Origin of the sequence: Fulvivirga lutimaris, assembly GCF_009711525.1 — a bacterium.
Classification (GTDB): domain Bacteria; phylum Bacteroidota; class Bacteroidia; order Cytophagales; family Cyclobacteriaceae; genus Fulvivirga; species Fulvivirga lutimaris.
In genome coordinates this window covers 1-215 of sequence record NZ_SMLV01000004.1, presented here as the reverse complement: position 1 = coordinate 215, position 215 = coordinate 1, and the positions used below count along the sequence as shown (strand labels likewise).

The 215-nt window shown below is 42.8% G+C and carries 1 protein-coding gene; it reads right to left on the bottom strand.

The features are described 5' to 3' along the window. The coding region (locus E1140_RS21050; RefSeq protein WP_185153292.1) for a putative Ig domain-containing protein at nucleotides 1–215 on the bottom strand (215 nt) is incomplete at both ends.

The window sequence follows — 215 nt, the reverse complement described above, 5'->3', positions numbered from 1 at the left end:
TTATCTACATTGATTGTAAATACCTGGTTGATCGCTGCTCCTGAGTTATCTACTACTCTTAACGTCACTGAATTACTTCCTAAATCTGCATTCGTGGGTGCACCCGTTAACGTAGCTGTGCCACTGCCATTTGCTGTGAAGGTTAACCAATCTGGCTTTTCTGTTGCTGTTAACGTTAATACATCTCCTACATCTGGGTCGGTAGCCTGTACATT